This window comes from Pseudoalteromonas sp. T1lg10 (assembly GCF_002964545.1).
In the GTDB taxonomy this organism is placed as follows: domain Bacteria; phylum Pseudomonadota; class Gammaproteobacteria; order Enterobacterales; family Alteromonadaceae; genus Pseudoalteromonas.
The window spans coordinates 1-23781 of sequence record NZ_PQBV01000029.1 but is presented as its reverse complement, the minus strand read 5'-3'; the positions used below and the strand labels follow the sequence as shown (position 1 = coordinate 23781).

The 23781-nt window shown below is 49.7% G+C and carries 23 protein-coding genes and 1 rRNA gene; 17 read left to right on the top strand and 7 right to left on the bottom strand.

What is annotated here, in order from left to right; translation table 11 throughout:
- Positions 1–361 precede the first annotated feature (361 nt).
- On the top strand, positions 362–1114 hold the full coding sequence (gene fkpA, locus C2M17_RS08560; RefSeq protein WP_105200429.1) for an FKBP-type peptidyl-prolyl cis-trans isomerase: 753 nt from the start codon (positions 362–364) through the stop codon (positions 1112–1114).
- A gap of 98 nt (positions 1115–1212) precedes the next feature.
- Here fkpA and rsd read toward each other — a convergent pair whose 3' ends face one another.
- A complete protein-coding gene (gene rsd, locus C2M17_RS08555; protein WP_105200412.1) occupies positions 1213–1680 on the bottom strand; it encodes a sigma D regulator in 468 nt (155 codons plus the stop codon).
- 441 nt (positions 1681–2121) lie between these two features.
- Here rsd and hemE point away from each other — a divergent pair, with 441 nt between their 5' ends.
- Complete coding sequence (hemE, locus tag C2M17_RS08550; RefSeq protein ID WP_105200411.1) at positions 2122–3186, top strand: uroporphyrinogen decarboxylase; 1065 nt, start codon at positions 2122–2124, stop codon at positions 3184–3186.
- A 58-nt stretch (positions 3187–3244) separates the two neighbouring features.
- Here hemE and C2M17_RS08545 read toward each other — a convergent pair whose 3' ends face one another.
- The 3 genes from C2M17_RS08545 to C2M17_RS08535 form a co-directional block, all read right to left on the bottom strand.
- Entirely contained in the window at positions 3245–4621 is a 1377-nt protein-coding gene (locus C2M17_RS08545) for a TonB family protein (RefSeq protein ID WP_105200410.1), read from the bottom strand.
- 131 nt (positions 4622–4752) lie between these two features.
- Positions 4753–6183, bottom strand: coding sequence for a Si-specific NAD(P)(+) transhydrogenase (sthA, locus tag C2M17_RS08540; RefSeq protein ID WP_105200409.1), 1431 nt, complete (start codon positions 6181–6183; stop codon positions 4753–4755).
- A 38-nt stretch (positions 6184–6221) separates the two neighbouring features.
- Entirely contained in the window at positions 6222–7352 is a 1131-nt protein-coding gene (locus C2M17_RS08535) for an acyl-CoA desaturase (RefSeq protein WP_105200408.1), read from the bottom strand.
- Positions 7353–7451: 99 nt separating this feature from the next.
- Here C2M17_RS08535 and fabR point away from each other — a divergent pair, with 99 nt between their 5' ends.
- From fabR to C2M17_RS08505, 6 genes are all read left to right on the top strand, one after another.
- Positions 7452–8066 carry an HTH-type transcriptional repressor FabR gene (gene fabR / locus C2M17_RS08530; protein WP_105200407.1) on the top strand — a complete coding sequence of 205 codons (615 nt, stop codon included), beginning with the start codon at positions 7452–7454 and terminating at the stop codon, positions 8064–8066.
- Positions 8067–8472: 406 nt separating this feature from the next.
- Positions 8473–10020, top strand: coding sequence for a 2-isopropylmalate synthase (gene leuA / locus C2M17_RS08525; RefSeq protein WP_105200406.1), 1548 nt, complete (start codon positions 8473–8475; stop codon positions 10018–10020).
- Positions 10017–11093: a 3-isopropylmalate dehydrogenase gene (leuB, locus tag C2M17_RS08520; RefSeq protein WP_105200405.1), complete on the top strand. Its 1077-nt coding sequence runs from the start codon at positions 10017–10019 to the stop codon at positions 11091–11093. The genes leuA and leuB overlap by 4 nt, the downstream gene beginning before the upstream one ends.
- A gap of 21 nt (positions 11094–11114) precedes the next feature.
- A complete protein-coding gene (leuC, locus tag C2M17_RS08515; protein ID WP_105200404.1) occupies positions 11115–12518 on the top strand; it encodes a 3-isopropylmalate dehydratase large subunit in 1404 nt (467 codons plus the stop codon).
- The gene (leuD, locus tag C2M17_RS08510) at positions 12515–13114 is read left to right on the top strand and encodes a 3-isopropylmalate dehydratase small subunit (RefSeq protein WP_105200403.1); all 600 of its coding nucleotides are present in this window, start codon (positions 12515–12517) and stop codon (positions 13112–13114) included. Before leuC ends, leuD begins: the two co-directional genes overlap by 4 nt.
- A gap of 70 nt (positions 13115–13184) precedes the next feature.
- Positions 13185–13781 carry a hypothetical protein gene (locus C2M17_RS08505; protein ID WP_105200402.1) on the top strand — a complete coding sequence of 199 codons (597 nt, stop codon included), beginning with the start codon at positions 13185–13187 and terminating at the stop codon, positions 13779–13781.
- On the opposite strand, the gene C2M17_RS08500 is transcribed toward C2M17_RS08505, so the two are convergent.
- Entirely contained in the window at positions 13778–14122 is a 345-nt protein-coding gene (locus C2M17_RS08500) for a hypothetical protein (protein WP_442792498.1), read from the bottom strand. The genes C2M17_RS08505 and C2M17_RS08500 overlap by 4 nt on opposite strands.
- A 68-nt stretch (positions 14123–14190) precedes the next feature.
- On the opposite strand from C2M17_RS08500, the gene C2M17_RS08495 reads away from it, so the two are divergent.
- The 3 genes from C2M17_RS08495 to C2M17_RS08485 are packed head-to-tail and all read left to right on the top strand — an operon-like array spanning position 14191 to position 15776.
- Positions 14191–14649, top strand: coding sequence for a tellurite resistance TerB family protein (locus C2M17_RS08495; RefSeq protein WP_105200400.1), 459 nt, complete (start codon positions 14191–14193; stop codon positions 14647–14649).
- A gap of 10 nt (positions 14650–14659) precedes the next feature.
- Positions 14660–15223: a Crp/Fnr family transcriptional regulator gene (locus tag C2M17_RS08490; RefSeq protein ID WP_105200399.1), complete on the top strand. Its 564-nt coding sequence runs from the start codon at positions 14660–14662 to the stop codon at positions 15221–15223.
- A gap of 55 nt (positions 15224–15278) precedes the next feature.
- Positions 15279–15776, top strand: coding sequence for a YgjV family protein (locus C2M17_RS08485; protein WP_105200398.1), 498 nt, complete (start codon positions 15279–15281; stop codon positions 15774–15776).
- Here C2M17_RS08485 and C2M17_RS08480 read toward each other — a convergent pair.
- Complete coding sequence (locus tag C2M17_RS08480; RefSeq protein ID WP_105200397.1) at positions 15765–16334, bottom strand: NADPH-dependent FMN reductase; 570 nt, start codon at positions 16332–16334, stop codon at positions 15765–15767. The genes C2M17_RS08485 and C2M17_RS08480 overlap by 12 nt on opposite strands.
- A gap of 127 nt (positions 16335–16461) precedes the next feature.
- Here C2M17_RS08480 and C2M17_RS08475 point away from each other — a divergent pair, with 127 nt between their 5' ends.
- From C2M17_RS08475 to C2M17_RS08455, 5 genes are all read left to right on the top strand, one after another.
- On the top strand, positions 16462–17346 hold the full coding sequence (locus tag C2M17_RS08475; RefSeq protein WP_105200396.1) for a LysR family transcriptional regulator: 885 nt from the start codon (positions 16462–16464) through the stop codon (positions 17344–17346).
- Positions 17347–17544: 198 nt separating this feature from the next.
- Complete coding sequence (locus tag C2M17_RS08470) at positions 17545–17925, top strand: hypothetical protein (RefSeq protein WP_105200395.1); 381 nt, start codon at positions 17545–17547, stop codon at positions 17923–17925.
- A 300-nt stretch (positions 17926–18225) separates the two neighbouring features.
- Positions 18226–20022: an assimilatory sulfite reductase (NADPH) flavoprotein subunit gene (locus C2M17_RS08465; RefSeq protein WP_105200394.1), complete on the top strand. Its 1797-nt coding sequence runs from the start codon at positions 18226–18228 to the stop codon at positions 20020–20022.
- 33 nt (positions 20023–20055) lie between these two features.
- On the top strand, positions 20056–21771 hold the full coding sequence (gene cysI, locus C2M17_RS08460; protein WP_105200393.1) for an assimilatory sulfite reductase (NADPH) hemoprotein subunit: 1716 nt from the start codon (positions 20056–20058) through the stop codon (positions 21769–21771).
- 21 nt (positions 21772–21792) lie between these two features.
- Complete coding sequence (locus C2M17_RS08455) at positions 21793–22533, top strand: phosphoadenylyl-sulfate reductase (protein WP_105200392.1); 741 nt, start codon at positions 21793–21795, stop codon at positions 22531–22533.
- A gap of 49 nt (positions 22534–22582) precedes the next feature.
- Here C2M17_RS08455 and C2M17_RS08450 read toward each other — a convergent pair whose 3' ends face one another.
- The gene (locus C2M17_RS08450) at positions 22583–23041 is read right to left on the bottom strand and encodes an RNA recognition motif domain-containing protein (RefSeq protein WP_105200391.1); all 459 of its coding nucleotides are present in this window, start codon (positions 23039–23041) and stop codon (positions 22583–22585) included.
- 660 nt (positions 23042–23701) lie between these two features.
- On the opposite strand from C2M17_RS08450, the gene C2M17_RS08445 reads away from it, so the two are divergent.
- Positions 23702–23781 (top strand): 16S ribosomal RNA (locus C2M17_RS08445); the annotation flags it as partial.

The window sequence follows — 23781 nt, the reverse complement described above, 5'->3', positions numbered from 1 at the left end:
TGACACCATGTCTATCCCGGACACCAGGCTATAACGACCGCCTTCTTATATGGCGGCGTGTGGGTGCTGTTTAACAGCATAGAATTGCTGCGGCTGACGGGCGACAATCAGGCTTCACAAGGCCGTAACGACTAGTGTGCAAATTATTATCATAAATTTGCACGTGTCCCTTAACTCTGTTGCTTCAAGCAGTTAGACTAGGGTCGCAACTCAAGGTTGTTTTTCTAATTATTTCATTAAAGTAATTTGAAAAACAGCCTCATGCTGGAGTTGGAAAAATGGGCTTTACGGGTTAAGGTCTGTTAATCAAAATTTAGTTTTGTAACCTTAAATTGGCAACCCTATGTTGCCGGAGATAGATATGAAAAAAACAATTAAGCTATCGCTTGTAGCGGCATCAGTACTAGCCCTTGCAGCGTGTAACCAAGAAGCAGCTAAGCAAGAAGTAAAAGAAGTAAAACTAGAAACTGAAGCTCAGCAACAGGCTTATGGTATTGGTGCCTCTGTGGGTACTTTCCTAAACAAAGATCTAGCGGACAAAAAAGAGCTGGGTATCGTGCTTGACCAAGAGCTATTGCTACGTGGTTTTAAAGATGCGCTAGCCGGTGAAGCCAAGCTAGACGAAGAGAAAATTCGTGAAGTGCTAACTACTCTTGATGAGTCAGTACGTACTAAGCAGCAAGAGCAAGCGAAAGCCGCTGCAGCCAAGAGCAAAGAAGAAGGTGAAAAATACCTAGCCGATAACGCTAAGAAAGAAGGCGTGACGGTAACTGAGTCTGGTCTACAGTGGGAAGTGCTGACGGCTGCCGAAGGCGACAAGCCAGCTGAAACCGACACGGTTAAGGTACACTACAAAGGCACCTTGATTGACGGTACCGAGTTCGACAGCTCTTACTCTCGTAACGAACCTACCAGCTTCCCGCTTAACCGCGTTATCCCTGGCTGGACTGAAGGTCTACAACTTATGCCTGTTGGCTCTAAGTACAAGTTCACTATTCCTTCAGAGCTTGCTTACGGCGAGCGTGACCTAGGTAAGATCCCTGCTAACTCAACGCTGGTATTCGAAGTTGAGCTGCTTGAGATCGTTAAAGCGGAAAAGACTGACGCTGAGTAATCAGGGTTAGTTGTTGTGCGGTGGTCAAAACTGCCGCACACAAGCATAAACGCAAAAAAAAGCCCCACTCAATGAGTGGGGCTTTTTTGTGTATTGAATTAAGTGTAATTGGTGTAGAGGTTGTGGATCAACTCATCTTCCAATTCAAAGCGAATGCTCAGTGCTTCGCCGAGCTGCGATAGGTCTTTATCGAAGTTCTCAAGTAAATCGTCGCTTTTGGTTTCCGCGTAGTTATCGTTAAAGTCGAGGGCGATATCTGTGGTGGCGGAAATTTGCGGATACAAGGAGCGCGCTAATTTCAGACTGTCTTCGCCGCGGCTTTCGCATTGCTTAACTATGTCGTCGTAGATTTCAAAATGGCCGGCTGAGAGGTAGTCCATCAGTAATTGGCAAAAACTCTGGATATTGGCTTGCTCCGGTAATGCCTGATCATGCTTACCATGGTGCGCCGGACCCGCTAGGCCGCAGTACTGCACCAATAGTTCCTGGCGGTCGGTTAACCACTTATCGATGACGCTATGGCTACCACCCCATTTTTGTTGTGCTTTTTCCAATTGCGATAACATCATTGCTCTCCTAACCTCGCTGGCGTTACCTTCTATAAAAGGGAAATCTGAGGCAAAGGTCAACCTATTTTTCACAATTATTATTTCAGATTATTACAGGGCGGAGGTCGGATGATTGTTATCAGGCAGGTTAGAGAAATAAAGCGCTGGAAAAGAAAAAGCCACCGCAAGGGTGGCCGAATTTCTTTAGCAGTCTCGTTGTACGAGCTTCTTTTTATTATGTTTGTTCTAACTTTTTATTATTATTCTCTAGAACGGCATTAGTTATACCAAGGTCGTATAAGCGTTGCAAGTTCTTTTAACAAAAAAATTTACATTTTTTTATCAAGCTTCACATTTGCTGACGCACAAATGTGCATTTCCATGATCTATTTCATCATAGTGAATCTAGGTTATGGTAGAATCCCGCCCAACTAAAATTTGAACCGAAAGAGTTACGCCATGAGCGAATTGAAAAATGATCGTTATTTACGTGCCTTAGCTAAACAGCCCGTTGATAAAACGCCGGTATGGATGATGCGTCAAGCCGGTCGCTATTTGCCAGAGTATCGCGCTACCCGATCTCAGGCCGGGGACTTTATGAGCTTATGTAAAAATGCCGAGCTCGCTTGTGAGGTAACTTTACAGCCATTGCGTCGTTATCCTTTGGACGCGGCGATTCTGTTCAGCGACATTCTGACCATTCCTGATGCCATGGGCTTGGGACTGTACTTCGAAACCGGTGAAGGCCCTAAATTTGAGCGCCCGGTAACGAGTTATGCAGATGTTGCCAAGATCGCCATTCCCGATCCGGAAGACGAGCTGGGCTACGTGATGAACGCGGTTCGCACCATTCGTCGCGAGCTTAAGGGCGAAGTGCCTTTAATCGGTTTCTCTGGTTCACCTTGGACCCTGGCGACCTACATGGTTGAGGGCGGTTCGAGCAAAACCTTCGGTAAAATTAAGAAAATGGCCTTTGCTGAGCCTAAAACGCTTCACTTGTTGTTAGACAAGCTGGCCGACTCGGTTACCAGCTATCTGAATGCGCAGGTAAAAGCCGGTGCGCAGTCCTTAATGATTTTCGATTCATGGGGTGGGGTATTAAGCCCGCGTGACTACGAAGAGTTCTCACTGCGTTACATGCACAAAATCGTTGATGGCTTAATTCGTGAAAACGATGGCCGTAAAGTACCGGTCACCCTGTTCACTAAGAGCGGTGGTCAGTGGATCGAAAAGATTGCTGCGACCGGCTGTGATGCCATAGGTCTGGATTGGACCATAGATATTGCCGATGCCAAGCGCCGTGTAGGCGACAAGGTGGCACTGCAGGGTAATATGGATCCATCCATGCTGCATGCCTCACCTGAGCGCATTCGTGAAGAAGTAGCGTCGATTCTGGCCGGTTTTGGTCATGGCAGCGGTCATGTATTCAACCTGGGCCATGGTATTACCCCGGACGTTGATCCTGAGCACGCCGGTGCCTTTATCAATGCCGTACATGAGCTAAGTGCGCAATACCACAAGTAAGTACAGCCTAAATAAGAAAGCCCGCAGTTGCGGGCTTTTTTGTGTCTGTTAGCAGCCTTTAGTAAATCAGGCTGGTGCCGTTAGCCATCATGGAGGCACGGCCTTCCATCAGCTCCAGGTAATTCTGCGTTGGCCAGTTACGGCGCTTGGCTTCGTCGTATGCCTGGCGCAGGTATTTTTCACCTTGCTGCATGCGTCCCAGTTCGCTGTAGGCAACACCCAGTACGGAAAGCAGGACCGGGTTATCCGGTGCTTCGGCGCGAGCAAGCTCGGCGTATTTTACCGCTTCTTCATAGTTGCGGATCGATTCCTTATCGGCAAAAGCAAGCAGCTTGGCATAGGCGATCATCGCCGGCAGATACTGCTGATGCGTGGCTTGTTTAAGAATTTTCGCCGCTTTATCCAGGTCATAATGCACAGTTTCATAGTCGAGCAGCTTGTTGGCCAATTGATATTGAGCGCGCTCGTTACCGCTGTGGCTGGCTACTTCCAACCAGTTATAAGCCTTTTGTTTATCGGCTTTACAGGCAGTGCCGTATTCAAAGCAACGAACCAACCATAATTGCGCGTCATAGTTGCCGTTAATGGCAGCGCGGTAGTACCAATCCAGGTAATGCTCATCGCTGTTGTCCACTAAGCCGGCTTCCAGCATCATGGCGTAGCGAGCCTGGGCGTAGTTATTGCCTTGAACGGCGAGCGCTTTAAGCTTTTGTGAATACTCCGCCAATTGTGACTTATATTCACGGCGATAATTGTTCTGGCTGCTTTGTAATTCAAAGGTGTGAGTTAGGTCGAACACAGCTTGCGGTTCGCCGCTGTAGTCGTTAGGTACATTGTATTGCCACTGGGTAATAGCGGCTAAGGCGGCGTCATCTATTACTCCTTTAGGGAAGGAGGCGATCACCCGCTCATTTATAACATGACCCTGCTGGTTAACGTCAAAGCTCACCGTAGCCCAGGCGCTTTGAATGCCGCCTTCATCGTTATATTCCGGATTTACCTTTTGTTTAACCGAAATATAGCGGGCATCGTGGCCGGATTTATCTTCAATGGGCGCCAGGGTTTGCTGGTGTTTGTCATAACCGAATTTGTATGACAATGCCTTGTAGTGGTCTTTCCCGTCTTTACGAGAGGGGACAGTACTGCGGATATCACGATAGCGATCTTTGGCATCGTCGTTACCGTAATCCAGGGCAAGCATATACCAAGAAAAAGCGTTGTAGATATCGGCTGGGGCTCCAAGGCCCTGCTCATACATCTTGGCCAGCTCGAACATGGCTTGGGGGTGCCCCTGCTCGGCGAGCTTTTTAAATTCAGAGAAGGCGGCGTCGAAATTTTTATTTTGGAGATCTTTCTGCGCGCTGGAATAATCGGCGAATGTGGCGAAACTTGCCAGACTTAATGCTGCACAAAGACCAAAAGCACGTATTTTCATTCCCTTTTCCTAACTTTTTCTTATTATATCACCGAGTTTACAATAATTTTACAGTTGAACAAGGGCTGAATGCTAAAAAATGGGCACAAGGCCCATTTTTGTATTTATAAAGGGTATTTTCTTAATCTATATCAAACTAAACGATTAAGCCCGTTTAGTGCCGCCACCCGGTAGGCTTCTGCCATAGTCGGGTAGTTAAAGGTGGTATTGACGAAGTACTCGACATTATTGCCACCATTTTTCTGCTCCATAATGGCCTGACCGATATGCACTATCTCCGAGGCACGCTCACCAAAGCAGTGTACCCCCAGGACTTCCTTGGTTTCGCTATGGAATAGAATCTTTAGGCTACCCACATCTGTGCCGGCAATTTGCGCCCGAGCCAGGTGTTTAAACTGGGCCCGACCCACCTCGTAAGGAATTTTGGCGGCGGTAAGCTGCTGTTCGGTTTTACCCACCGAGCTCATTTCCGGAATGGTGTAGATGCCGGCGGGGATATCTATGATCAGCTTTTCGTTACATTCCCCTTTGACTATGGCATCGGCACAGATACGCCCCTGGTCAAAGGCGGCGCTGGCCAGGCTGGGGTAACCAATGACATCGCCGACCGCATAGATATTATCGACGTCGGTTTGGTAGCTCTCATTAACCTTAAGTTGGCCACGGCTGTCGGCTTTTAAGCCTACCGCTGCCAGGTTTAAGGTGTCTGTGTTACCGGTACGGCCATTGGCAAAGAGCAGGCAGTCGGCCTTGACCCGCTTGCCCGACTTCATATGCATAATGATGCCGTCGTCGCGGGTTTCAACGCGATCGAATTCTTCATTGTGGCGAATAAAAATGCCGCTGTTCCAAAAGTGGTAGCTTAGGGCATCGGAAATCTCGTCATCCATAAAGGCCAGTAAGCGATCACGGGTGTTAACCAGATCAACCTTGGTGCCTAAACCTTTGAAAATAGAAGCGTACTCACAACCAATCACACCTGCGCCGTAAATTAGAATGCGCTGTGGATCGTGTTGCAGATTTAAAATGGTGTCGCTGTCATAGACGCGGGGATGATTAAAGTCGATTTCCGCCGGACGATAGGGGCGTGAGCCAGTGGCGATCACTATGGTTGGCGCGCTTAGTTGCTCGATTGACCCGTCCTGATGTTGCACCTGAACCGTATGCTGATCGATAAAGCTAGCATCACCTTGATACAGGTCGATGCGGTTGCGTTCATAAAAGCTGCTGCGTAAGCTCGACTGTTTAGAGATCACCGCGCTGGTATGACGTAGAATATCACCAAAGGTCAGGCGGCTAGGACGCTCTGAGATATGGAACAAGGGGTTGGCCTTGTATTCGATATAACGGCTGACCGAGTGGCGCAGAGCCTTGGAAGGAATGGTTCCCCAATGCACGCAGCCACCACCGACTGCGCGCTGGCGTTCGATCACTGCCACCCTTTTATTGCTTTTGGCCAGGTTCATGGCGGTGCCTTCACCCCCAGGGCCTGTACCAATAATAATGGCGTCATACTGGTATGCCGCCTCGGGCTTCTTCTTACTTGTGGTTTGTTTGGCCACGCTCACTCCTTTACCCTTTTAAACCCGGCAATCTGCTCTTAGCTATACGCCTTTAGTAAGCGTGCATTTAACGCCAACCAGGCCTGCTTTTGTGTTTGCCAAGCATCTTCTAGTTCATGATATTGCTTCATTAAAGCGGATTTTTCGCATTGTTGCAGCATCGAATTCTTTTTTGCTTCAAGCACCTGCTTCTGTACCTGACAAAAATGCTGCAGTTTTTTCAGCAATACTTCGTACTCGTTTTGCAATAGCGCCAGTTTATCATGAGCGACTTCCTTAGCGGCAAGTTCGACCTTGGTTTTAGTCAATAAGGTTTGCGCCTTGGCCTGCTCGATGCGTTCTATGGGTGTGCGTTTAAGTTTTTTCGCCAGCCCCACATAGGCGAAGGTGCGGATCATCCATTTGGTTGGATCGTAGTGCCACCAACGAATGCCATTGCGGTAGTCGCTGGCAAAAATGTGGTGGAAGTTATGATAACCCTCGCCATAGGTAAGCAGCGCCAGCAAGCCATTATCACGGGCGGTATTTTTTTGAGTATAAGGACGCGAACCCCAGATATGGGCCAGGGAGTTAATAAAGAAGGTAAAGTGCTGAGATAACACCAGACGCAGTAAGCCCGCCAGTAACAGCATGCCGATGATGTCGCCAAAAAGAACCCCGAGCAGCAGGGGCAGGCCGATATTCATCAAGATCACCAACTTCATATAATGCTTATGTTGCCACATGACCACCTTGTTGCGTTGCAGGTCGCGGGCGTTGTTGTAGTTGCTGTAGGCCTCACCCTGGTAATCGCGCAGCATCCAGCCAATATGGCTGTACCAAAAACCTCGGGTGGCGGCATAGGGGTCCTTCTCCGGATCGTCGACCTGACCATGGTGTACCCTGTGGTCACTGCTCCAGTGCAAGGCACTGTTTTGCAGAGCAAAGGCGCCGCCGAGGGCAAAGATAACTTCAATGACTGGGTGCACCTCATAGGCTTTATGAGCCCATAAACGGTGGTAGCCGGCGGTGATTGAAAGACCGGCAAAAAACATACAGGCAACAAAGGCCCACCAATGAGAAGCGCTGTAACCCTGGGTTATACCGTACCAGGGAACAAGGGTAATAGCGGCCAAAAAAGATAGGCTGAAAAACAGCACATTGAGCCATAAAAGAGGGGGTTTTTTCATTTATAAAAAATCTCAGCGTACAAGTGTACGCTAAAATAGAGGTTCAATCTCTTAGCGTCAAGTATTAGACTTGAGTTTTTATCAGCTTAGGTAGCAACCATGGCCGGAGTTCGTGCCCAGCAAAAAATGAAAACCCGTCAAGCATTAATTGCGGCGGCCTTTAACCAATTGAGTGCTGAGCATAGCTTTTCTAACCTCAGTTTGCGTGAGGTGGCCCGTGAAGCAGGTATTGCCCCAACGTCCTTCTATCGCCATTTTAAAGACATGAACGAACTGGGTCTGACCATGGTTGATGAAGCCGGTTTAACCCTGCGCCAGTTGATGCGCCAGGCGCGTCGTCGTATTGCCAGTGGTGGCAGTGTGATCTCCACCTCAGTGCTCACCTTTATGGAGTTTATCGACAACCAGCCCAACCAGTTTCGACTGCTGCTGCGGGAGCGCTCGGGTACCTCGAAAGCATTTCGTTCCGCCGTTGCCCGAGAGATAAAACACTTTATTCTGGAGTTGGCTCATTATCTTGAAGGGGAAACCCAGTGTGATAGCCATCATGCCTATATGCAGGCCGAGGCCATGGTGACAATTGTTTTTACCTCAGGAGCGGAAGCACTGGATTTAGAAGGTCAGGCCCGCGAGGAGCTGGTAGAGCGTTTGCAGTGGCAGCTTAGATATATTTCCTTCGGCGGGTATCATTACGCGCAAAAAAACAGCAAATAAACCCAGCCATTAAAATAAAATAATATACGCAGAGATCCCCAGGCGCAGAGTTAGCCTCTGTGCCTTTCCTTCTTATCTTGGTTTTTATATTCCAAATTTTGTTTTTGATTGGAATTATTTTCCTTAAATCCAGGTTAAAATCCCTTTTTGTTGGATTTTTTATGCTTGCTTCTGCCCCTTGGTTAGTGTTAAAAAATAGCCAACTTACAAACGAACGAATACCCATGATGCACACTACTCAGTCAATTACTCGCTTACTCAACCTGCTGCTCCTAGAGCAAGACTGCGGGGCGTAGCGCGTTGGCTGTGTGTGACACAGACTTTGAATAAGACCCCGCACTGAGCGGGGTTTTTTATTTCTAACGGGTTAATTTTTGGCATTGGGCACTGAGGATGAGGACAGAATATGCAAGACAAGGTTTGGATCTTTGACACCACCTTACGCGATGGTGAGCAGGCACTAAAGGCAAGTTTGACCGAAGATGACAAGCTGCAGCTCGCTCATGCTATCAGTCGCCTTAATGTTGATGTGATGGAGGTGGGCTTTCCTGTTTCCAGTCCCGCCGATTTTCGTGCCGTGCAGCGCATTGCCAGCGAAGTAAAGGGGCCGATTATCTGCGGTTTGGCACGAGCGGTAGCTAAAGACATTGAAGCTTGCGGCGAGGCTTTAAAAACGGCGCAGCAGGGGCGTATTCATACCTTTATCGCCACCAGTCCACTGCATTTAGAACATAAGTTACGAATGTCTTTGGATGATGCTACCGCTATGGCGGTGAAGGCCATTAAGCAAGCCCGTAACTACACCGATGATGTGGAATTTTCCTGTGAAGATGCCGGGCGCACGCCTCATGATCACCTATGCCGCATCGTCGAGCAGGCCATAGCCGCTGGCGCCAACACCATTAACCTGCCGGATACCGTGGGTTACGTCACCCCGGATGAGTATGCGGCGATGATCCATCATTTAATGAACCATGTGCCAAACATAGATAAGGCACGCTTAAGCGTGCACTGTCACAATGATTTGGGTTTGGCTGTGGCCAACTCCATTGCTGCGGTGCAAGCGGGGGCGCGCCAAATCGAATGTACTGTTAACGGCATAGGAGAGCGCGCCGGTAACTGCTCCTTGGAAGAGGTGGCGATGATCATGAAGATGCGTCAGGACCACCTTAAGGTGCATACGGATATTCGTAGCGAGGAGATTTACCGGGCGTCACGTCAGGTGGCGAAAATATGCAATATGCCGGTGCAGCCTAATAAAGCCATTGTTGGCGAAAACGCCTTTGCCCATAGCTCGGGTATTCACCAGGATGGCGTCCTAAAAGCGCAAAATACCTATGAAATCATGTCACCGGAAAGCGTCGGCGTGCCCAGCAACCAGTTAAATATGACCTCGCGCTCCGGTCGTCATGTGATAGAGCACCGCCTAAGCGAGCTTGGCTATCATAGCGACGACTATGATATGGACAGCTTGTATACCAGCTTCTTGGAGCTGGCCGACCAAAAAGGCACGGTTTATGACTACGACCTGGAAGCGATGATCTACTTTAATCAAATCCGCGACAAGGATGAGCATTACCAATTGCAGTATGTCAATGCCACTTCAAACTCCCAATCCGTGGCTACTGCGACTATCGGCCTTAGTGTGGCCGGCGAGCAGAAGCAAGAAGCGGCCACGGGCAATGGCCCGGTCGAGGCCTCGTTTGCTGCCTTAGCGCGCTTAACCGGCATGGATGTGGATGTAATCGAATACAACCTGGACGCCACAGGTCAGGGCGCCAGCTCCTTGGGTCAGGTAGATATTATTGCTAAATATCAAGGGCGCACCTATCACGGCGCAGGCCTGGCGGCAGATATTGTCGAAGCCTCGGTGCATGCCATGGTGCGTGTGTACAACATTATTTATCGAGCCCAACAGGTTTCGAGCTTAAAGCAACAAAGGAAAGCAGGATGAGTCAACAAAGTTATAGTATCGCCGTACTAGCGGGTGACGGCATAGGTCCGGAAGTCATGGCGGCGGCCGAGCAGGTTTTGGCGGCCACCAGTGAGGTATTCGGGTTTTCCCTAACCCTGGCGCATCATGCGGTTGGCGGTTGTGCCATAGATGAATTTGGTGAAGCCTTGCCGGCGCACACGCTAACAGCTTGCGAGCGTGCCGACGCCATCTTATTTGGTGCCGTTGGCGGCCCTAAATGGGAAGGCCTGCCGCCGGAACAACAGCCGGAGCGGGCTTCCTTGTTGCCGCTACGCAAACACTTTGGCTTGTTCTGTAACCTGCGCCCGGCGCAACTATTACCGGCGTTGAGTCATTCCTCACCGCTGCGCCAGGACATCAGCGCCAACGGTTTCGATATTTTATGTGTGCGCGAGCTGACCGGCGGCATTTATTTTGGTGAAAAGGGTCGCAGTGGCACGGGGGCTCAGGAAGCGGCGTTTGATACCCAGACTTATTCCCGTGAAGAAATCGAGCGCATCGCCCGTTTTGCCTTTGATGCCGCGCGCCTGCGTCGAAATCATGTGACTTCGGTGGATAAGGCCAATGTGTTGGCAACCAGCGTGCTATGGCGTGAGGTGGTTAATGAGGTGAGTCGTGACTACCCGGATGTCACTTTAGACCACATCTATATAGATAACGCCGCCATGCAGTTGGTTAAACAGCCCAGCCAATTTGATGTGTTGCTGTGCGATAACCTGTTCGGCGATATTCTTTCCGACGAATGCGCGATGATCACTGGCTCCATGGGCTTGCTGCCTTCGGCAAGTCTGAATCAATCTGGCTTTGGTCTGTATGAACCGGCGGGGGGCTCGGCCCCGGATATTGCCGGTCAGGGTATTGCCAACCCCATAGCGCAGATTTTAAGTGCGGCGTTAATGCTGCGTTACTCCCTGGGCCAGGACGAAGCGGCGCGGCGCATTGAAAAAGCGGTGGCCGAAGCGGTGGCCGCCGGTGTCGGCACCCCGGATATCTTCCCGCACGCGGGCTATAGCACCAAAGATGTGGCCAAGGCCATTGTTGAGCGAATTTAACCGAGAATGAGGAACGAGCAAGTGGCCCAAACCCTATACGACAAAATTTGGCAGGCGCATTGTGTTGCCCACTTAAACGAACAAACCGATTTGCTTTATATCGACCGTCACCTGGTGCATGAGGTGACCTCGCCCCAGGCCTTTGCCGGTCTGCGCGAGAAAAACCGCCCTGTGCGTTGCCCGCAAAAAACCTTTGCCACCATGGATCATAACGTTTCTACCAAGAGCCGTTCATTGGCTGCCGCCAGCGAGGTGTCGCGTAATCAGTTGCAGGCCCTGGCGCAAAACTGCAAAGACTTCGGCATCGTCTTGTACGATCTTGATTCCATTAACCAAGGCATAGTCCATGTCATGGGGCCGGAGCAGGGCATCACCTTGCCCGGCACCACCATAGTCTGTGGCGACAGCCATACCTCAACCCATGGTGCCTTTGGTGCCTTGGCGCACGGCATAGGAACTTCCGAGGTCGAGCATGTGCTGGCGACTCAAACTTTGCAGCAGAAAAAAGCCAAGTCGCTGAAGATTCAAGTTAATGGCATTTTACGCCCGACGGTGACGGCAAAAGACTTAATCTTGGCAGTGATAGGTCAATTAGGCACCGCCGGTGGTACAGGCTATGTCGCCGAATTCTGCGGCACCGGCATTGAAGCACTATCGATGGAAGCGCGCATGACGCTGTGCAATATGAGTATAGAAATGGGCGCCAAGGCCGGCTTAATCGCCCCGGATGAAAAAACCTATGCCTACCTTGAGGGTCGTCCTTTTGCACCGCGCGGTGAAGACTTTGCCGCCGCCATTGCCTACTGGCAGACCTTGCGCAGTGACGCCGATGCGGTATTTGATAAGGTTATCGAAATTGATGCTGCCCAGATACAGCCGCAAATCACCTGGGGCACCAGCCCGGAGCAGGTCATAGGTGTGAATGAGCCTATTCCCGATCCGCAGCAAGAGACGGATTTAATCAAGGCCGATGCCATCCGCAGCGCCTTGAAATACATGGATCTTAAGCCGGGGCAAAAGTTGAGCGAGGTCAGTGTTGATACCGTCTTTATAGGCTCCTGTACCAATAGCCGCATTGAAGATTTGCGCGCTGCCGCCGAAATTGTTGCCGGTAAGCAGGTAGCTCCTGGCATTGAAGCCTTGATTGTACCAGGCTCAGGATTAGTGAAAAAACAAGCGGAAGAAGAAGGCCTGGCGGAAATCTTTAAGGCCGCTGGCTTTGAGTGGCGAGAGCCGGGTTGCTCCATGTGTCTAGCCATGAATGATGATCGTTTAGCGCCGGGTAAGCGCTGCGCCTCTACCTCTAACCGTAATTTTGAAGGCCGTCAGGGGCGCGGTGGTCGCACTCATTTGGTCAGCCCAGCTATGGCCGCTGCTGCCGCCATTGCCGGCCACTTCGTCGATATTCAAGGAGCCAACTCATGAGCTATTTTCACACTGGGTTAGTCGCCCCTTTGGACAAGAATAATGTCGATACAGATCAGATAATTCCAAAACAGTTTCTAACCTCCACCAGTCGCGATGGTTTTGATAAGGCCTTGTTTTACGACTGGCGTTACCTGGAAAGTGGAGAGCCGGATCCAAGCTTTGTGCTTAACTATCCGCAATATCAGGGCGCCAGCGTGCTGCTTAGTCGCGATAACTTTGGCTGTGGCTCATCCCGTGAGCACGCGCCCTGGGCGTTAAAGCAATATGGCTTCAGTGTGATTATTGCCGAAAGCTTTGCCGATATCTTCTTCAATAACTGTGCCAATAACCAGATGCTGGCCATTACCTTGCCCAGCGAGCAACTTGATGCCTTATTTGCCCTGGCGCAGGGCGACACGCCCTTGCATATAGATGTTGATTTGCAAAACCAGCAATTGCTGAGCGCGGCCTTTGCGCCCATTGCCTTTGAGGTGCGCGCCGATATTAAGGAGCGTCTGCTTAGCGGCCTGGACTTTATCGGGGTCACCGAGCAGTTTAATCCGCAAATCGAGGCCTTTGAGCAGCAGTTGCAGGTCGAGCGTCCTTGGCAATAATCTCAAAAACTCGCAAGACGTATAATTAAAGCGCTACTATGGCGCTTTATTTTTGTAATGGATGAACATCATGAAATTAGCTTTTGCCATGAGTGCGGCAGTATTAAGTCTGAGTACAATAGCCGCTGCACGCCCTGCGCCTTTAGTGTCTATTCCCAGCCACGATGCTTTCTTTAACAATCTCAAGGCGCATTGTGGTAAGGCCTACCAAGGTGAAGTGAGTGTTGATAACGCCGGTCCAAGCAGCTTTAGCGAGGCTAAGCTGGTGATGCATGTGCGCCGTTGTAGCGACAGCGAATTGCAAATTCCTTTTCATGTGGGCGAGGATGCGTCACGTACCTGGATTATCACTAAAACCGGTAGTGGTTTAAGTCTGAAGCATGATCACCGCCATGAAGACGGCACCGACGATGCCTCAACCATGTATGGCGGTCATACTTTGGATGCCGGCTATGCCAATGTGCAGTCTTTCCCTGCGGATCAGTATTCCAAAGAGTTGTTTGTTGCTCAGGGTATTCCCCAGTCAATCGGCAATACCTGGCAAATGTATATCTACCCTGAAAAGTTCACTTATCGCTTAGTGCGCGAAGGACGTGAGTTCCGCGTTGACTTTGACCTGACCAAGCCCATTGCAGCGCCAGCCGCGCCTTGGGGTTATACGGACTAATCGCAGCTGACTTCGGTCAATAGATTGGGTTCATAGGCGCGTGGGGTAGTGGGGAAGCGATCATATTCCTGCACCCCTTCAAATACTTGTATGTTAAACGCTGCGCTGCGGCACAACTTGCGTGCGTGACGCAACAGAAACACACTCTGGCGTTGAAAGTGCTCGTAATCATCGGCCACTACTTCCAGGCGATAGCGCTTATCGGCCAGCTTGGTTTGGTAGTAATGTACCTTTTCGTCGAAGTCATAAAGCTTCTCGCGTTTGCCCTCGGGCGTTTGCGCGTAGCTACTGGCTGCCAGCAATATCAACATGCTTGCCAGTAAAGGTGTATGTAGAGTCATAATCGCCCCTGTTGTCTCAGTACTGCGTATCCATTACAGTGAGTGTAACACTTAGCGAGGGCCCTGCCATGTTAGAGCATATTAAGCAGTTTTTTACGTCCCTGGCGGCAACACCCGAGCAGCCGCAGTTACCGGATTTTAAAATCTCGGTGGCCGCCCTATTGGTTGAGGTGATGCGCGCCGACAGCGAGCTACAGGCGCAAGAGCAAGCAAGCTTGCAGGCTTTATTGCAAAAGTACTTTGCCCTGGATATGGAGCAGGTGGATACCCTGATCAAGGCCGCCACCCGGGACCTGGACGACGCCATAGATTACTTCCGCTTTTCTAAACAGATCAATGACAACACCAGTGCCGAGCAGAGGGTGGAAATAGTGCAACTGCTGTGGCAACTGGCCTATGCGGATGGCGAGCTGGATAAACACGAGGAGCACGTGGTGCGTCGCGTTGCCGACTTGCTCTATGTTACCCACAACGACTTTATTAAAGCCAAATTAGCGGCCCAGTCGGCTAGCCAGTCGGCAAGTTAAAGGAGCCGACATGGCTTATGAAGGACTGGGGGAGGTCAACCCTGAGCTTAATCGTCAGCTGCAAGCGCAGATAGAGGCGACAGCGGATAAGTCCTACCTAGACATGGCGCCGGGGAAACGCCTGCTTAGCCAGGGAGAGATGCAGGAATATGCTTACTTTATTGTTTCCGGCGTGCTGGTGGCGACCCATCTGGATGAAGCGGGCTGCGAACATTATAAAGAGTTCTATTTTGCTGGGGAGTTGGTGTTCTTATACAGCGCTTGGATCAATCAAGGTGCTGCCCAATACAATATTGAGGTGCTTAAACCGAGCCAGGTATTGCGCGTGCCTATTGATGCCCTCTCTCGGCCTGAATGGCAAGCCCTGGTGCTGGCACTGTTAAAACAGCAGGTGCTGTATAAGGAAGCCAAAGAAGCGTTTCTCTTGCTGCAAACACCGCAGCAGCGCTATCAATATCTCTATCAACATCGCCGCCACTGGTTGGCACAGCTGAGTTTACATCAGGTGGCTAAGTATCTGGGGATCAGCGCGGTCAGCCTGTCACGTATTCGTGCTCGATTAGGGATCAATTAACAAAGGTTAAGGCGCTTTTGCCGTCGTCCGTTCATTATCGGCGTGCGGAGGAAGCATGACCTATTATCTTATTTCCCAAGTGCTTGCGGCCATTGCCGTGGCGCTTGATTTAATGTCGTTTCAATTCTATCGCCGTCATTATGTGCTGGCCTGTTTGGTCGCCTCGACGGCATTGACGTCCATTCATTATATGTTGTTGCAACAAGCGGCGGGGGCGGCCTTAATGGCGCTGGCCTCGGTACGGTATGCCATCAGCATTCGCTATCAGCGCCGGCAATTGATGCGCTTTTTTATCCTTTGCGCCTTAGTGCTTGGCGTCTTGGTAATGGATTCCTGGTGGTCGTTATTGGCGGTAGCCGGCAGTTGTTTGCAAACCTATGCGGCTTTTCAGGGGGAGCAGGTGCGTATGCGTGTCAGCATGTTGTTCGGCACCTGCTTTTGGTTGGCCTTTGCAGTGATTGCTGGCTCGCCGGTCGCCATGGTGATGGAGGCCCTGTTCCTTACCAGCAATCTTATTGGCCTGTATCGCTTTCGCCGTAGCTTAACCCTTTAGTTTCTCGGTGACATAGACCAGTTGCGCCGTTAGTGCATTGATTTTCTCGCTGGTGGCGGCGTCATTGATCTGACCTTGTTCATCAACCAGGGTATGTACGCCACCTATGGCAAGCTGATCCCCTAGTACCAGGGCGCCGATGCCGCTGAGAATATCGCGAACATGGTTAAGGCCACGCAGACCACCCAGACCACCGGGTGAGGCGGCAAATAAGGCTACCACCTTATTGCGAAATGCCGGCATGGCGCCTGGCTCGGTGCGTGATGCCCAGTCGATGGCATTTTTTAACACCGCGGTGATAGAGCCGTTATACTCCGGGTTGGCCAACAAGATGGCATCTGCAGAGCGCAGCTTGTCTTTGAGGATATTGACGCTTGCGGGTGTGCCTTGGGCTTCAATGTCTTCATTAAACATAGGTAGGTCAAGTTCGGCCAGGGATAGAACTTCAACTTCCGCGCCTTGCTGCCTTGCCAGCTCGGCGGCATGGGCGATAACTGCGTGGTTAAAACTGTTGCTACGTAGGCTGCCCGCCAGGGCGATGATTTTTGCGTTAGTCATATTGGTGATCCTTATGCGGTGGCAATGGTTGCTGTGTGCTTGGAGGTTACTTTAAAAGAAAATCGCCTTGCAAAAAAGCGTAAAAAACGCAAAGCTTATGTGCATATAAACACATAAGGACGAAGCCATGGCGAGTGAGTTTAGCGATTGGCAGGATATTAAGGTGGCCTTTGAGGTTGCCCGCCGCGGCACCCTGACTTCGGCAGCTCAGGCGCTAGGTGTGCATCACAGCACAGTGTTAAGGCGCATTAACCATCTCGAGCAAAGTTTGAATACCCGTTTGTTTCATCGTCATGCCCGAGGCTATACGGTGACAGAAACCGGCGCCCAGCTGTTTGCCAGTGCCGAGCAGATTAACGAGCAGCTTGAATCTCTGCACAGCAGCATCATGGCCGCCGACACCACATTAAGCGGTTCATTGTTGTTGACCACGGTCAGTGGTTTTATCGATCTTCTGGCGCCCGTGTGCGAGATTTTTCAACAGCGTCATCCGCAAGTGCAGTTAGAGATACTCTTAGATCAAAAGCGCTTACGTCTGGATCATGGTCAGGCGCATATAGCCGTGCGCGCAGGTCCGCGTCCCGACGAAGGTGACTATATTGCTCAGCACCTGTGTATCCGAGATTCAGGGCTTTTTGCCCACGAGCGTTACTTGGCACGCATGGGGGAGCCCAAGTCGTTAAGTGAGTTGCAGCAGCATCACTTTATTTCCGGGGTGGCCGGTTTTAATAGCCGGGTTCCTTACTTTGCCTGGGTTGATGAGCATATTAACGCGTCGCAAATCACTCTGCGGGTGTCGGAAACATCCGACGCCAACCGCGCCGTGGTCAATGGTCTGGGGATTGGCGGCATGCAAAAAGAGGTGGCCCGCCTATACCCTCAGCTGCGCCCCGTGCTGCCCAAGGAACTGAATTGGCAGCACGATATCTGGTTGGTAACGCACCACCAAATGCACCGCAGTGCCAAGGTTCAAGCCTTTGCCCAATTGCTCAAGCAGCACTTTCGCTCCTAACGCAAGGCTAGGGCAGGCATATAAAGGGCGCCCATTTATAAACAGTTCAACTATGTTTAAAAAGGCGTTTATTCACTATTGTTATTGCCAAGGGTTGGAGAACTCCGGTGTACGCCCTTGTTATTAATGGTCAATATGACACAATGGCGCAGATTTAAACTTAACCGGCCTGTGGCGTAAACGGGAGCAAAACACTAGATGGCAGACATTCAATTTCTTAACGTTGATCTTGAACTGGAATCGCAACAGGACATTAGTGCCCTGGTTGCCGACTTGGATAAGCGCGCCGTGGTGCTGCATTATGACAAGGATGATACCCGCCAGTTGGCTCGTTTTGAGGCCAACAGCGATGCCATCAGCCCGGATAAGGCCATTAATGAATTGTGTGAACTGATCGAGTCTTGTTCTAAGGCCGCGTTAAAACAATGGCTGACCTGCTCGCGTCGTACCTTCGACTTAGGCTTTAGCTCAGGGCATTCACCAAAATGCTTTAATGAAGCGATCAGCGCCGATACCTTACTGCGTATCTCCGCCATCGGCGCCGGTATAGAAGTCACCATCTACGCCGTAGAAGACTAACAGAGCGCCAAAAGGCGCTTTTTTGTTGCTCTGTGTGCACTCCCACATTTAATCAGCTTCCCATTATTGGGGGCTCCCCATCCATCTAACACATTCATTTAAACTGTTTTTGTTGGAAAAAAACGAAATTAATAACCAATTGGAATAACAAAGCAGATTCTATTCTTTTTTCCTGCCTTCGCACCTAGGTATGCTTCAGGCTCACCATAGCCTGGTATTGACCTTTTTTGTTGCCGGGCAAACACACATTTTACACTGCATGGCACAAGGGCGATGTAGTTTTGGGTTAGAGGAAAAAAGATGTTGTTAAACCAGCTGAACGCGGCGGCAAGTCCGCTTACACCTGAGCAGGTGCAAAAACTTCAAGGTTTGGTGGCCGAATTAAATCCAATTCAGCAGGCCTGGGTAAGTGGTTATCTGGCTGGCAATGCAAACAGTGCCGCTATAGCTGGTGGCGTGGCGACCAATGCCGGCGAAGCCGCAACTCTGACCATCCTATACGGCTCGCAAACCGGTAATGCCAAGGGCGTGGCTATGCAATTGCAAGCGCAGGCACAAGCACGCGGCCTAGCAGTAAACCTGGTGAGCATGGCCGATTATAAGCCGACGGCACTGAAGAAAGAGCAGTTTATCAGCATAGTGGTATCTACCTATGGTGAGGGTGAGCCGCCTGAAGATGCCGAAGCCCTGTATGAGTTTTTAGCCACGAAAAAAGCACCAAAATTAGAAGGTGTAAAAATTGCCGTGTTGGGTTTGGGTGACTCCAGCTATGAGTTCTTCTGCCAAACCGCAAAAGATTTTGAAGAGCGTTTAGTTAAGCTCGGAGCCGAAGTGATCCTGCAACGTGCCGACCTGGACGTGGATTATGAAGATCACAGTGACGCTTGGATCAATGGTGCCCTGGATGCTTTCGAGCCTGACCTTAAAGCCCAACAAACGAATAACAATGTAGTAAGCATGCCGATGACCGCGGGTGCGGCGAGCCAGTACAACAAGCAAAATCCATTTACCGCCGAATTGCTGACGGTACAGAAGATCACAGGTCGCGACTCAACAAAAGATGTGCGCCATATCGAGATATCTTTAGAGGGTTCTGATATCCAGTATCAACCTGGCGATTCATTGGGCGTGTATTTCCTTAACGATGAAACCAAGGTCGATAAGGTTTTAGCGACTTTAGAGCTAGATGGCGAGACTCAGATAACCTTGGGCGGTGAAGCTTTAAGTTTACGTGATGCATTAATCGAGCGCCTAGAGCTAACGCAGTCTTACCCTGGCTTCGTGGAAAAATATGCGGCTGTGACCGAGAACGCCGAATTATTGGCACTGGTTGCAGATAAGGCGGCGATGCGCGAGTACATAGAAGCGCGTCAAACCTATGATGTTATTTTCCAAAACCCAGCCAAGGTGAGCGCTCAAGAGCTAGTAGACAGCCTGCGCAAAGTGCAGCCGCGTCTTTACTCTATCGCCTCAAGCCAGGCGGAAGTTGAAGACGAAGTGCACCTTACTCTTGCCGTGGTTGAGTTCGACGGTTTTGGCGAGCAGCACCTGGGTGGTTGCTCAGGTTATCTGGGTCGATTTGCCGAAGAAGGCGCGACCATTAAGGTATTTACCGAGCACAATGATAATTTCCGTTTGCCTGCTGACGATAATACGCCAGTGATCATGATAGGTCCGGGGACGGGTATTGCACCTTTCCGCGCCTTCTTACAAGAGCGTGAAGCCCGTGATGCGCAAGGTAATAACTGGCTGTTTTTCGGCAACCCGCACTTTACTCAGGATTTCTTGTACCAAACTGAAATTCAAGGCTACTTGAAGTCGGGCCTGCTGACTAAGGTTGATGTGGCTTGGAGCCGTGATCAGGCGCAGAAAGTATATGTACAAGACCGTATCCGTGAACAGGGCGAGCAGCTGTTTGCCTGGTTAGAGCAGGGCGCTCATGTGTATATCTGTGGTGACGCCTCACGCATGGCCAAAGACGTACACCAGGCCTTAGTTGATGTGATCAAAGCCCAGGGTGGCAAAGATGATGACAGCGCCGAGCAATATTTGAAAGAGCTACGCAGCGCTAACCGTTACCAAAAAGATGTTTATTAAGCGCCCGTCAGCGCCCCGAATGTAGGAATTGAAATGAGCGATTACAAGCCAAATAGCAAGCATGATCCACAGGCCAAACTTGCTGACAACGAGCGTTTAAAAACCGAAAGTAACTTTTTACGCGGCACCATAGAAGCGGATCTTAAGGATCAGATCACCGGTGGCTTTACCGACGATAACTTCCAGCTTATCCGTTTCCACGGCATGTACCAGCAGGACGACCGCGATATTCGTCCCGAGCGAGCGAAACAAAAGCTTGAGCCTTTGCACAACGTGATGCTGCGTGCCCGTCTGCCCGGCGGCATCATCAAGCCGGAGCAATGGTTAGCCATCGACAAATTTGCTGAAGAAAAGACTATGTACGGTTCGATTCGACTAACGACCCGTCAAACATTCCAGTTTCACGGTGTTTTAAAGCCGAATATTAAAGACATGCACCAGATGCTTAACAGCGTTGGCATTGACTCGATAGCTACCGCCGGTGATGTAAACCGTAACGTACTGTGCACCACTAACCCGGTGGAGTCGGAACTACATCAGGAAGCCTATGAGTGGGCGGCGAAGATCTCTGAGCATTTGCTACCAAAAACACGAGCCTATGCAGAGATCTGGTTAAATGGTGAAAAGTCGGAAACCACCGAAGAGCCAATCTTAGGTTCAACCTATTTGCCACGTAAGTTCAAAACGACCGTGACCATTCCACCGAACAACGAAGTGGATGTGCATGCCAACGACTTGAACTTTGTGGCCATTGCCGAAAACGGCAAGTTGGTTGGTTTTAACGTCTTGGTTGGTGGTGGCCTGGCCATGACTCATGGTGATGTAAATACTTACCCGCGTAAGGCGGATGACTTTGGTTATGTGCCGCTTGAGCACACCCTGGCTATCGCCGAGCACGTTGTATCTGTGCAGCGTGATTGGGGTAACCGAGTGAACCGTAAAAATGCCAAGACTAAATACACCCTAGATACCTTTGGCAGCGATGCCTTTAAGGCCGAAGTTGAAAAACGTGCCGGTGTGAAGTTTGAAGAAAGTCGTCCTTATGAATTCACTCACCGTGGCGATCGCTTCGGTTGGGTTGAAGGTATAGATGGTAAACATCACCTCACCGTGTTTATCCAAAACGGCCGTATTCTAGATTTCCCTGATAAGGCCTTAAAAACTGGTTGTCGCAAAATTGCCGAGATCCACCAAGGTGATTTCCGCATGACAGCTAACCAGAACCTGATCATTGCCGGTGTTCCTGCGGATCAAAAGGCGGTGATTGAACAGCTTGCTCGTGAACATGGCCTTATCGACGATACCCATACCGAGCAGCGTAAGGCGTCAATGGCCTGTGTGGCCTTGCCTACCTGCCCATTGGCTATGGCGGAAGCGGAGCGTTACTTGCCGGATCTGATTGAAAAGACGGAAGCGCTCTTGGCTAAGCATGGTGTTGCTGACGATCACATTATCTTACGCGTGGTTGGCTGCCCTAATGGTTGTGGTCGTGCCATGCTGGCCGAAGCTGGCCTGGTAGGTAAAGGTCCGGGTAAATACAACCTTTACTTAGGCGGCAACCGCGAAGGTACACGTATACCTAAACTCTATTTGGAGAATGTGGGTGAAGATGTGTACCTCAATGCCCTTGATGAACTGATTGGTCGCTGGGCCAGTGAGCGCAATGATGCGGAAGGTTTCGGTGATTTTGTGATCCGCCAAGGGATCGTGGCCGAGGTCAAGGTATCAAAAACAGACTTTTACGCTTAAGCGTACTGTGAGGACGAGATAATGAGCGCATTTAGTCAGATATTAACGCTTGATAAAGCCGAGCAGCAGGCTCTGTTGGTGGATATCAATACCATCTTAGCCGATAAGACCCCCGAGCAAAGGGTGCAATGGGCGATGGAAAATTTGCCGGGTACGCATATTTTGTCCTCCAGCTTTGGCATACAAGCTGCGGTGATGTTGCATTTGGTGACCAATGTAAAGCAGGACGTTCCCGTGGTCCTGACCGACACCGGTTATCTGTTCCCTGAAACTTATCAATTTATTGACCAGTTAACGCAGCGCTTACAGCTGAACTTAAAGGTCTATAAATCACAGCTAAGTCCTGCCTGGCAAGAAGCCAAATACGGCAAGCTATGGGAGCAGGGTGAAGGGGGTATTAAGCTCTATAACCAGCTTAATAAGGTAGAGCCTATGACTCAGGCCCTGCAGGAACTTGAAGCGGGAACTTGGTTCAGTGGTCTGCGACGTCAGCAATCAAGTACCCGTCAAGACAAGAACATTGTCGAAATCAGTCGGGGAACCGTTAAGGTGTATCCCATCATTGAATGGGATAACCGTGACGTCTACCAATATCTGAGCAAGCATGACTTGCCTTATCATCCACTGTGGGAGCAGGGTTACGTGTCTATGGGGGATGTTCACACCACGCGCAAGCTTGAGCCGGGGATGACAGAGGAAGAAACGCGCTTCTTTGGTTTAAGCCGAGAGTGTGGTTTGCATATAGATGGTGATGGTATCTAACTGATCTGAGTACAGGTAAGTAATAAAAAAGAGGGCTTAGCCCTCTTTTTTATTCGTCGTTATCTTGTTTTTGCTTCGCTTCTCTGACCTTAAGCGTTCTTTCCTGATATTCCTTATCATTAAGCTGGTTGATCATTAGGTCGGCGTCTTTTAATGCAACCTCGACAAAACCAAAGCCACGGCGTTTGCCCGTATGCTTATCTTTTAATAAGCGCACACTAAACACCATGCCGTGTTGTTCAAATAGTTCTTTAACCATATGTTCATTGGCACGGTAGGGAAGATTACCTACATAAAGCGTTTTTGTATCCGTTGCGGCTTCCTCTGCAGCCGCGCTGTTGCTTTTGCCGTTAAGCACCAACAACAGGATCCCTGTGAGCGCCGCACCCAAAGCAAATGCCAATGGTGCAGATAAAGAGGGTGTAGATAAAACGAAAGCGAGAAGAACGTAGCCTAAAACTGCGCTACAAACGGTGATTATAATTGTTTTTAGATTAGCTGATGTCATTGTGATCTACCAATATACATGGAGTAAACATTAATTTAACAAAACGAAAAGCCTTATCTTAACCAGATTAGTTCACATAGCAACATTTAAAGGAAGGATCTTCATTTATATTCCCCAAAATTGACTAATATCTGGTCGTTTAAGTAGTAAAACAGCTCTCTTTGCTTACATTTTGAGCGAACGGAAAAGATCTTTAAAAAAAGTGTTGATCTGAATTTCGAACTCCCTATAATGCGCATCCACCGACACGGAGCACAACGCTGAAAAGCAATGAGCAAAGTGGTCGGGAAAGTTAGACGGAAAAGTTACTTCTCTTTGAGAAAAAGAAAATTAAATTTTCTAGTTGACTTTAAGTCAGGAAGGCTTAATATACGCAGCCCTGACGCGATGAAGAGTCATCGCAACGTTCTTTAAAAATATGAAGCAATCATCTGTGTGGGCACTCGTACAGATTGAGTTCTAACAGCAGATTCTAGTTCGCTAGATGACGCAAACAAATTTAGAGTCTCAATTGAGCTGAGTGACCAACGGAATAATCTCTCTTTATAAGAGAAGTTATTCAGCACAGTCAATTCGATTTTTCTTTTATAAAGAGAAATCAAAATCAGAATTCAATGAGCGCCGTTCTTCACTCTTTATGAGTGGGAACAAAAAAACTTTTAATTGAAGAGTTTGATCATGGCTCAGATTGAACGCTGGCGGCAGGCCTAACACATGCAAGTCGAGCGGTAACATTTCTA

Excerpts from the sequence above, each read along its gene's own strand:
- fkpA (WP_105200429.1), top strand. The coding sequence starts at position 362 with ATGAAAAAAACAATTAAGCTATCGCTTGTAGCGGCATCAGTACTAGCC.
- rsd (WP_105200412.1), bottom strand. The coding sequence starts at position 1,680 with ATGTTATCGCAATTGGAAAAAGCACAACAAAAATGGGGTGGTAGCCAT.
- hemE (WP_105200411.1), top strand. The coding sequence starts at position 2,122 with ATGAGCGAATTGAAAAATGATCGTTATTTACGTGCCTTAGCTAAACAG.
- C2M17_RS08545 (WP_105200410.1), bottom strand. The coding sequence starts at position 4,621 with ATGAAAATACGTGCTTTTGGTCTTTGTGCAGCATTAAGTCTGGCAAGT.
- C2M17_RS08535 (WP_105200408.1), bottom strand. The coding sequence starts at position 7,352 with ATGAAAAAACCCCCTCTTTTATGGCTCAATGTGCTGTTTTTCAGCCTA.
- fabR (WP_105200407.1), top strand. The coding sequence starts at position 7,452 with ATGGCCGGAGTTCGTGCCCAGCAAAAAATGAAAACCCGTCAAGCATTA.
- leuA (WP_105200406.1), top strand. The coding sequence starts at position 8,473 with ATGCAAGACAAGGTTTGGATCTTTGACACCACCTTACGCGATGGTGAG.
- leuB (WP_105200405.1), top strand. The coding sequence starts at position 10,017 with ATGAGTCAACAAAGTTATAGTATCGCCGTACTAGCGGGTGACGGCATA.
- leuD (WP_105200403.1), top strand. The coding sequence starts at position 12,515 with ATGAGCTATTTTCACACTGGGTTAGTCGCCCCTTTGGACAAGAATAAT.
- C2M17_RS08505 (WP_105200402.1), top strand. The coding sequence starts at position 13,185 with ATGAAATTAGCTTTTGCCATGAGTGCGGCAGTATTAAGTCTGAGTACA.
- C2M17_RS08500 (WP_442792498.1), bottom strand. The coding sequence starts at position 14,122 with ATGACTCTACATACACCTTTACTGGCAAGCATGTTGATATTGCTGGCA.
- C2M17_RS08495 (WP_105200400.1), top strand. The coding sequence starts at position 14,191 with ATGTTAGAGCATATTAAGCAGTTTTTTACGTCCCTGGCGGCAACACCC.
- C2M17_RS08490 (WP_105200399.1), top strand. The coding sequence starts at position 14,660 with ATGGCTTATGAAGGACTGGGGGAGGTCAACCCTGAGCTTAATCGTCAG.
- C2M17_RS08485 (WP_105200398.1), top strand. The coding sequence starts at position 15,279 with ATGACCTATTATCTTATTTCCCAAGTGCTTGCGGCCATTGCCGTGGCG.
- C2M17_RS08480 (WP_105200397.1), bottom strand. The coding sequence starts at position 16,334 with ATGACTAACGCAAAAATCATCGCCCTGGCGGGCAGCCTACGTAGCAAC.
- C2M17_RS08475 (WP_105200396.1), top strand. The coding sequence starts at position 16,462 with ATGGCGAGTGAGTTTAGCGATTGGCAGGATATTAAGGTGGCCTTTGAG.
- C2M17_RS08470 (WP_105200395.1), top strand. The coding sequence starts at position 17,545 with ATGGCAGACATTCAATTTCTTAACGTTGATCTTGAACTGGAATCGCAA.
- C2M17_RS08465 (WP_105200394.1), top strand. The coding sequence starts at position 18,226 with ATGTTGTTAAACCAGCTGAACGCGGCGGCAAGTCCGCTTACACCTGAG.
- cysI (WP_105200393.1), top strand. The coding sequence starts at position 20,056 with ATGAGCGATTACAAGCCAAATAGCAAGCATGATCCACAGGCCAAACTT.
- C2M17_RS08455 (WP_105200392.1), top strand. The coding sequence starts at position 21,793 with ATGAGCGCATTTAGTCAGATATTAACGCTTGATAAAGCCGAGCAGCAG.
- C2M17_RS08450 (WP_105200391.1), bottom strand. The coding sequence starts at position 23,041 with ATGACATCAGCTAATCTAAAAACAATTATAATCACCGTTTGTAGCGCA.